At 63.2% G+C, this 6,614-nt stretch carries 9 protein-coding genes; 5 read left to right on the top strand and 4 right to left on the bottom strand.

Annotated elements, in window-relative coordinates:
* Positions 1 to 56: 56 nt before the first annotated feature.
* Together XH80_RS14780 and XH80_RS14775 are read right to left on the bottom strand one after the other, a co-directional pair.
* Positions 57 to 785 carry a glutathione S-transferase family protein gene (locus XH80_RS14780; RefSeq protein ID WP_271599183.1) on the bottom strand — a complete coding sequence of 243 codons (729 nt, stop codon included), beginning with the start codon at positions 783 to 785 and terminating at the stop codon, positions 57 to 59.
* Positions 786 to 823: 38 nt separating this feature from the next.
* Positions 824 to 1,087 (bottom strand): hypothetical protein, encoded by a 264-nt coding sequence (locus tag XH80_RS14775; RefSeq protein ID WP_220006057.1) that lies wholly within the window; start codon positions 1,085 to 1,087, stop codon positions 824 to 826.
* Positions 1,088 to 1,200: 113 nt separating this feature from the next.
* On the opposite strand from XH80_RS14775, the gene XH80_RS14770 reads away from it, so the two are divergent.
* Positions 1,201 to 1,899, top strand: a complete 699-nt coding sequence (locus tag XH80_RS14770) for a helix-turn-helix transcriptional regulator (protein WP_057746364.1) — start codon at positions 1,201 to 1,203, stop codon at positions 1,897 to 1,899.
* A 5-nt stretch (positions 1,900 to 1,904) separates the two neighbouring features.
* Positions 1,905 to 2,219: a YkgJ family cysteine cluster protein gene (locus XH80_RS14765; protein WP_271599191.1), complete on the top strand. Its 315-nt coding sequence runs from the start codon at positions 1,905 to 1,907 to the stop codon at positions 2,217 to 2,219.
* Here the strand turns inward: XH80_RS14765 and XH80_RS14760 are convergent.
* Together XH80_RS14760 and XH80_RS14755 are read right to left on the bottom strand one after the other, a co-directional pair.
* Positions 2,216 to 2,614, bottom strand: coding sequence for a hypothetical protein (locus XH80_RS14760; RefSeq protein ID WP_271599182.1), 399 nt, complete (start codon positions 2,612 to 2,614; stop codon positions 2,216 to 2,218). The two genes, XH80_RS14765 and XH80_RS14760, sit on opposite strands and share 4 nt — an antisense overlap.
* 203 nt (positions 2,615 to 2,817) lie before the next feature.
* Positions 2,818 to 3,165, bottom strand: coding sequence for a DUF3307 domain-containing protein (locus XH80_RS14755; protein ID WP_271599190.1), 348 nt, complete (start codon positions 3,163 to 3,165; stop codon positions 2,818 to 2,820).
* 404 nt (positions 3,166 to 3,569) lie between these two features.
* Here XH80_RS14755 and XH80_RS14750 point away from each other — a divergent pair, with 404 nt between their 5' ends.
* The 3 genes from XH80_RS14750 (at position 3,570) to XH80_RS14740 (ending at position 6,603) form a co-directional block, all read left to right on the top strand.
* Positions 3,570 to 5,018 carry a TAXI family TRAP transporter solute-binding subunit gene (locus XH80_RS14750; protein ID WP_271599181.1) on the top strand — a complete coding sequence of 483 codons (1,449 nt, stop codon included), beginning with the start codon at positions 3,570 to 3,572 and terminating at the stop codon, positions 5,016 to 5,018.
* A gap of 121 nt (positions 5,019 to 5,139) precedes the next feature.
* Positions 5,140 to 5,358 carry a hypothetical protein gene (locus tag XH80_RS14745; protein ID WP_271599180.1) on the top strand — a complete coding sequence of 73 codons (219 nt, stop codon included), beginning with the start codon at positions 5,140 to 5,142 and terminating at the stop codon, positions 5,356 to 5,358.
* Positions 5,359 to 5,493: 135 nt separating this feature from the next.
* Entirely contained in the window at positions 5,494 to 6,603 is a 1,110-nt protein-coding gene (locus tag XH80_RS14740) for a cyclic nucleotide-gated ion channel (RefSeq protein ID WP_057746353.1), read from the top strand.
* Positions 6,604 to 6,614 lie beyond the last annotated feature (11 nt).

Genomic DNA, 6,614 nt, shown 5'->3' with positions numbered 1-6,614 from the left:
ACGAGAGCCGGCCCATCAGGCCGGCTCTTTTCTTTTATACGTCCGGCGCGCTTGCCTCACGCCGCCTGGCGCAGCGGCGTCCAGGCGAACTCCGGATAGTAGGTGTCCATCATCCGGTCGACAAAGGCGGTGAGGTTCGGAAACCCTTCCGCGCGGTCGCGCAGGTTGGACTCGAAGAACGGTGTCAAAATGCCAGCGAGAACGCCGAACGCAGTCGCGTCGACACCGCTGGGCTTGTTGCCCATCAGATAGGATTTGTCACCAAGCTGCACCGACAGTGCGAACAGCGAACGCACTGCGAGATCGACATCATCATCGGGGGCGTGGCGGCCGAGGCCGGAGAGCAGATAGTTCTCGGCGACGCGGAACTGGGCATCCTCGCGCAGTTTCTCCCGATTGTGCTCCGGCGCACCGTCGAAGAAATGCGCAGGTCCCTTGGCGAAATTGACTGGATCAACCCAGCGGGCGCCGATCAGCGCCCAGTAGACGTGATGCTCGATCATGCGCTCGAAGGCCCAGGCCTGTGCACGCTCCTGCAACGAGAGGCCGGCATCGAAGTCGAAGCCGTAGCGGCGCTCGATATGGGCGCGGATGAAGGTCGAATCGGCCACGGCCTCGCCGCCATCGTCGATAAAGGGCAGCTGCCCCTTGGGTGAGGCCGGCGGCATCGCCCGCTCCTTCCGGTAGGGCAGCCCCGCCATCTTGAGCTGCACCTCGGTCTTGGTGACGAAGGGGCTGATTTCCGGCAGGCCGAAGCCGGTGCCAAAGCCGTAAAGCGTGATCATGTGAGCTCTCCTGAACCTGCCGAAAGAGTTGACGGAACCTAGTGCCGGGCTGCTGCCACCATGGTGGCAGCAGCCGTGATATCTTCTGCGAAACGGGCCCCCCGCCAGGCGCGGCCCATCACATGGCGGACGAGCGCGTCCGCAGCCTGGATCAACGAACGTGTCACCACGGTTGCGATCGCGAGGCGGAGGTCGACGGCAGTGAGTTCGAGAAACATGAAGCGGCCGAAGACTCTGGCATGCAACGAGGCTTGCGCTCGCCAGAGCGGGCCAGCCAGGCCAAGATGGATCGGAGTGATCATGAACAAACCCTCTTCAGTCGATGTGTTGTCCCGGTATAGAACTCCCCTGCTGCCAACATCCTGTCAGCAGCCGCGCGCCGATTTCTGATCCGCCGTTCGATGAGAGAATTGTCATGAGACGTGCCGACCGGCTGTTTCAGATCATCCAGGTGCTGAGGCGCACCCGTAAGCCGCTGACCGCGGACGCAATTGCAGCCGAGCTCGAGACCTCGAAGCGCACCATCTATCGCGACATCGCAACGCTGATAGGCCAGCGCGTGCCGATCCGCGGCGAAGCCGGCATGGGCTACATCCTGGAAAAAGGATTCGACCTGCCGCCCTTGATGCTGACGCCGGACGAGATCGAGGCGGCGGTGCTGGGCGCGCAATGGGTCGCGGGCCATGCCGATTCCACGCTGGCGCGCGCGGCCGAAGATTTGATGGCCAAGATCGCCGACACTGTGCCCGAGCGGCTGCGGCCCTTCGTGCTGGAGCCGGCGAGCCGGGCGCGGCCGAGCTGGAACAGGGAGCCTGACCGTCTGGACATGGCGCGTACGCGCACGCAGATCCACGAAGGCAAGAAGATCATGCTGCGCTATCGCGACGAACAGGGTCGTCCCAGCGAGCGCATGATCTGGCCGATCTCGGTCGGCTATCTCGAAGCCGTGCGTCTGCTCGCCGCGTGGTGCGAGCTACGCGGAGACTTCCGCAGCTTCCGCACCGACCGCGTCGTGGAGGCGACCTATCTCGACGAGCGATATCCTGAAAGGCGCGACGTGCTGCGCGCGAAATGGCGGCAGAGCCTGGTCTGGGGACCGCCGAAAGACACATGATGCCGATGGAAGAGATCGATCAATCGAGCTGCTGCCAGAGCTGCGGCGCCTGCTGCGGCTATTCGCAAAACTGGCCGCGCTTCTCGATCGAGAGCGACGAGGAGCTTGCGTTGATCCCTTCGGGCCTCGTCAACGCGCGTCAGTCCGGCATGCGCTGCGAGGGCGATCGCTGTTCGGCGTTGCAGGGAGATATCGGCAAGGCGACCACGTGCGGCATCTATGCGGTGCGGCCGGAGGTGTGCCGCACCTGCATGCCTGGAGATGCCGAATGCGCGATGGCGCGGCGGAAGTTCGGGCTGCCTGTGATAGAGACCGCTTAGGCGGGAACGGCTTCGCTGATCTCGTCGTCGATTTCGTCGTCCAGCGGTGCGAGCACCGAGAGCGGCTTGGTCGACAACGTGATCGGCTTGCGGCTTCCCGACAGCGAGGGCGATGATTTGGCCGAGCCTTCGCGCGACAACGCGTAGAGCGTCGAGCCGACACGGCCACCGTTCTCGATCAGGTCGCGCTCGCTACAGCTGCTCGCGATCGCGACGGCCAACGAGTGCAGATGGCTGCGGCGATAGCAAAACAGCGCCAGCCTGGCGCGGACGTCAGGGGAAACACTCTCAACCAGCCTCGGCAGACCGCTTGCATTGGCGCGGTACATCTCGCCAAGAAGCTCGTCACGAACCGGGCAGAAATCGCTTTCAAAAGCGTCGCGGCTTGAAAACATTGCAGTTCTCCCTCGTGTCCGGAAGATGCCGCGCAATTCTCTAATGAAAGGTTAACCACCCTGGGCGGTAGTCACCCGGTGTCCATGCTCTTATGCCGCGAATCAGAGCGCAGCCCTACCGGGTTGACGGCGTCGGCGGTGGCCTTGCGGCAGTCCTTCAAGATCCCCGCCGCCGGCGGGGTCCTCCGAACGGAGGTCCAAGCTCAGTTCGCCGCCATGAAGATGGAGAGGCCGAAGCCGGTCAGATGGTGCAGCGCCTGGTCGACGCCGATCAGGGTCCAGAACCAGGGGTGCTCCTGGTTGACGCCGAAATTGGCCGACACGAATCCCTTGGCACGATCGATGGTGATGTGGATGACGAAATCGATCAGCGCCACGAACCAGAATTTTGGCGCCACGATCAGGATCAATGGCAACACAACCGCAAAGTGAATCAGGCAATGCACCAGGAGCGGCAAAGCCCAGCCGTGCTTCTGGTCCTTGCCGTGCGCCATCCACGCCGTTTGCAGGACGAAATCGGCGATGATGTGCTTGAAGGTAAGCAGCAACATCCAGCCAATGAGCGCTTCGACCGGAACCGCCGATGACAGAGGTGGAAACGACAAAGCTGACGCCCTCGTTGACTCGAAAAGAAAAAAATGGAGCGTTCAGCGCAACTTCTTCTTGGTCCCGTCAAATCCATCGGGACCGGCGATTTATGACATTTCCTGCGCCGGAATGCAGCCAGGGGAACCGGAAAATCGCTAAGTGTGGCTAAACGGTGATAGGATCAACAAGACCAGAGGCCGCCCCGAGTAAGGTTACCTCCGGCGCGGAATTTGCTTTCCGCAACTGGAGCGCTATCATCCTGGAGTAGAGGATTATCGTTCTTTTTTAAACGCTTACGAAATTTTTGCGCAGGCTGCCGGCGATGATTCGGCCGCCCGCCATTCAAGGAATAAGGCCAGGTGCTGCCATGAGTGCTGAAGGCCCGACCTCGTCGACCGAACCCCCGCCGCCACGGCGTCCCAAAGTGATCAAGACCAATCAGCAGCAGGTGCTGCTGTATGTCGTGCTCACCCTGCTGCTGTCGCTGGCGACCGTCTGGGCGGGCCGCGCCTGGTTGCACAATTCGGAGACGCTGACCTTTGCTGTTGGCGGGCCCGACGGCGACGAAGCCCTGTTCGCGAACAAGCTCGCCACGCTGCTGAAGAACAGCGGCTCGCGTTTCCGGATCAAGATCGTCAACAATCCCGACAACGCCAAGGCAATCGCGCAATTCGACCGCAGGCAGGCCGATCTCGCCATCCTGCGCACCGACGCCAAGGTGCCGGCGCGGGCGCGCACTCTGGCGCTGCTGGAGCACGATTTCGTGCTTCTGCTCGGTCCCGGCAATAAGAAGATCAAGTCGCTGGCCGAGCTGAAGAAGAAAAAGGTCGCGGTTCGCGCCGACAGCGAATCCTCGCTCGCCTTCGTCCGCAACCTACTCGATATCGCGCCCGACAGCCCCGACGCCGCCAAGATCCAGATGGCGCCGCAAGGCATGACCCTGGACAAGCTGTTCGCGCCCGCCAGCGGCTTCAGCGCGGTGATCGCAATCGTCCACGCCTCCAAGGCCGTGCGCGAGAAGGCCTATGAGCAGGTCGCCAAGCGCGGCGGCTTCACGCTGAATGCGATCGATGAGGCCAAGGCGCTGGCGCGCAAATTCCCCGGCATTTCCGACGAGACGCTGACGGCCGGCACGCTGTCGGCATCTCCCGAGATTCCCGACGACGATCTCGATACGATCGGGCTCGAATGGCTCCTGGTCGCTCAATCCAAAATGTCGGGTACCACCGCCGGCGACATCGCGCGCATCGTCTACGAGAACAAGTCCGCGCTCGGGCTCGACAACGGCTTTGCGACCCACATTGAGCCGGCGTCCGTCGAGAAGGACGCCTACGTGATGGCGCATCAGGGCGCGGCCGACTACATCAACGACGACACCAAGTCGTTCATGGATAAATACAGCGACATGATGTATCTGGGCGCCGCCGCGCTCAGCGTCATCGGCTCGATCTTCGCCGCAATCTACGCCAAGATCACCCGCATCGCGCCGGAAAAGGCAAGTGAGCTCTCCACCGCCATCCTCGACATCGGCGAACGCATCGAACACGCCCATTCACCGGATGAGCTCGAATGCCTCCAGGACGAGCTTGAGAGCATCTTGCGCGGCGCGGTCATCGGCCTGCGCGACGGCACGATCAGTACCGACGGGCTCGATACTTTCAAGCTCGGTTACGAATTTGTCCGCGACGAGATCGGTATGCGCCGCGACTACCTGAAGCGCCATGCCGGCGAGCTCGAGAAGGCCCCCCGACAGGCCCTCCCTCCCCCTCATGACGACACCAATGTCGTGGCGGTGAAGACAGCTCAGAGTGCCTGACCTATCGATCGCGCCCGGGGGGACTCCGGCGCTGGTTTTTCCCGGCCAATCGCGGGCCGGTCTCGAGCGGAACCGTCTCCCAAAGCAACCGTTGGTTAGGGACACAACCGGAGAACGCGCCATGCGTATGCTCCTTCTCATCGTCTTGCTGGGAATGCTGGTTGCGGTTGGCTACTTCGCCTATTCGGCCATGTCGATCGGCGGCGACCCGATCCCGACGGAAGGCTATGTGGCCCTGGCGCTCGGAGCGGGGTTCTCCCTTGTGGTCGGCATCGGCTTGATGATGCTGCTGTTCTTGAGCAGCCGCCGCGGCTATGACGAGCCACCCCATTTCAAGTGACGGCTGACCTGCCCGGATTAGCCACCCGCATCGAGGGCCGGCGCCTGTCGTTGACGGCCCTCGTGCGGACGGGCACTTTGGCGCTGAAGTCCCAGCCCCGGGGACCGCAAGAGCCAGACCGAGCCGTCATCCCTCATGTTGAAGCCGATGTTTCCCGCCCTGGCCCAGTTCGTGGCCGCGACCGCCGGCCGCAACATGACCAAAGCGGCCTATGTGGCCGTGACCGTCGGCGTGCTCAGCATGGTGCTGCTGACGCTCAACCCGGCCTATGAAACGGCACACCACTGGGTCGATCTCCTGCTGTGGGCCAGCCTCGCCTATTTCGTGTTCGAATGGCTGGTCCGGCTGCGCCATATGAGACGGCAAGGGCGGCTGGGACTTTATATGTCCTCCTCCGCCGGGCTGGTCGACACCGTCGGGGCACTGGCCGTACCGATCGCACTGATCCTCGGCGCCGAGCCCAAGACGGCTTGGCTGCTGAGCGTGCTGTGGGTGTTGAAGGTCGTGCCGGGGATTCCTGGCCTGCGCCAGCTCCGCCGCGTGCTCGTGCTGGAATCGGGACCGCTGCTCAGCGTGCTCGTGATTTTCCTGATGGTGGTCTTTCTCGCTTCCGTCGCGGAGTATTTCCTGGAGCGGGACGTGCAACCGCAAACATTCGGCAGCGTCCCCGCCGCTCTGTGGTGGGCGGTCGTCACGCTGACCACGACAGGCTATGGCGACGTCGTGCCGGTCACGCCGCTCGGCCGCATGGTGGCGGCGCTGGTGATGATCTCCGGCCTCGGCGTGTTCGGCCTTTGGACCGGTATCCTGGCGACCGGGTTCGCAGCGGAGACCCGCCGTGACAATTTCCTCAAGACCTGGGAATCCGTCAGCAAGGTGCCGTTCTTCGCGGCGCTGGGACCTGCGGCCATCGCCGACGTCACCCACATGCTGCGCACGATGGAGCTGCCGGCGCGCACCATGATCATCCGCAAGGGTACGCAGGGCGACTGCATGTATTTCATCGCCGCCGGCGAAGTCGAGGTCGACCTGCCCGGCAAGAAGGTCCAGCTCGGGGAAGGCGCCTTCTTCGGCGAGATGGCGCTGCTCGGCAACAACATGCGCGGCGCCAACGTTTCGACCACGAAAGTGTCGCGGCTGCTCGTGCTCGACCTCGTCGACTTCCGCGTGCTGATGGCCCGGCACCCCGATCTGGCCGAGACCATCGACGCCGAAGCCAAACGGCGCGCGCTCGAAAACAGGTAGTGGAGACAAGA

The organism is Bradyrhizobium sp. CCBAU 45384 (genome assembly GCF_028128665.1).
GTDB classification, from domain to species: domain Bacteria; phylum Pseudomonadota; class Alphaproteobacteria; order Rhizobiales; family Xanthobacteraceae; genus Bradyrhizobium; species Bradyrhizobium manausense.
The sequence above is the reverse complement of the archived record's forward strand: the minus strand, read 5'-3'. Positions and strand labels throughout refer to the sequence as shown.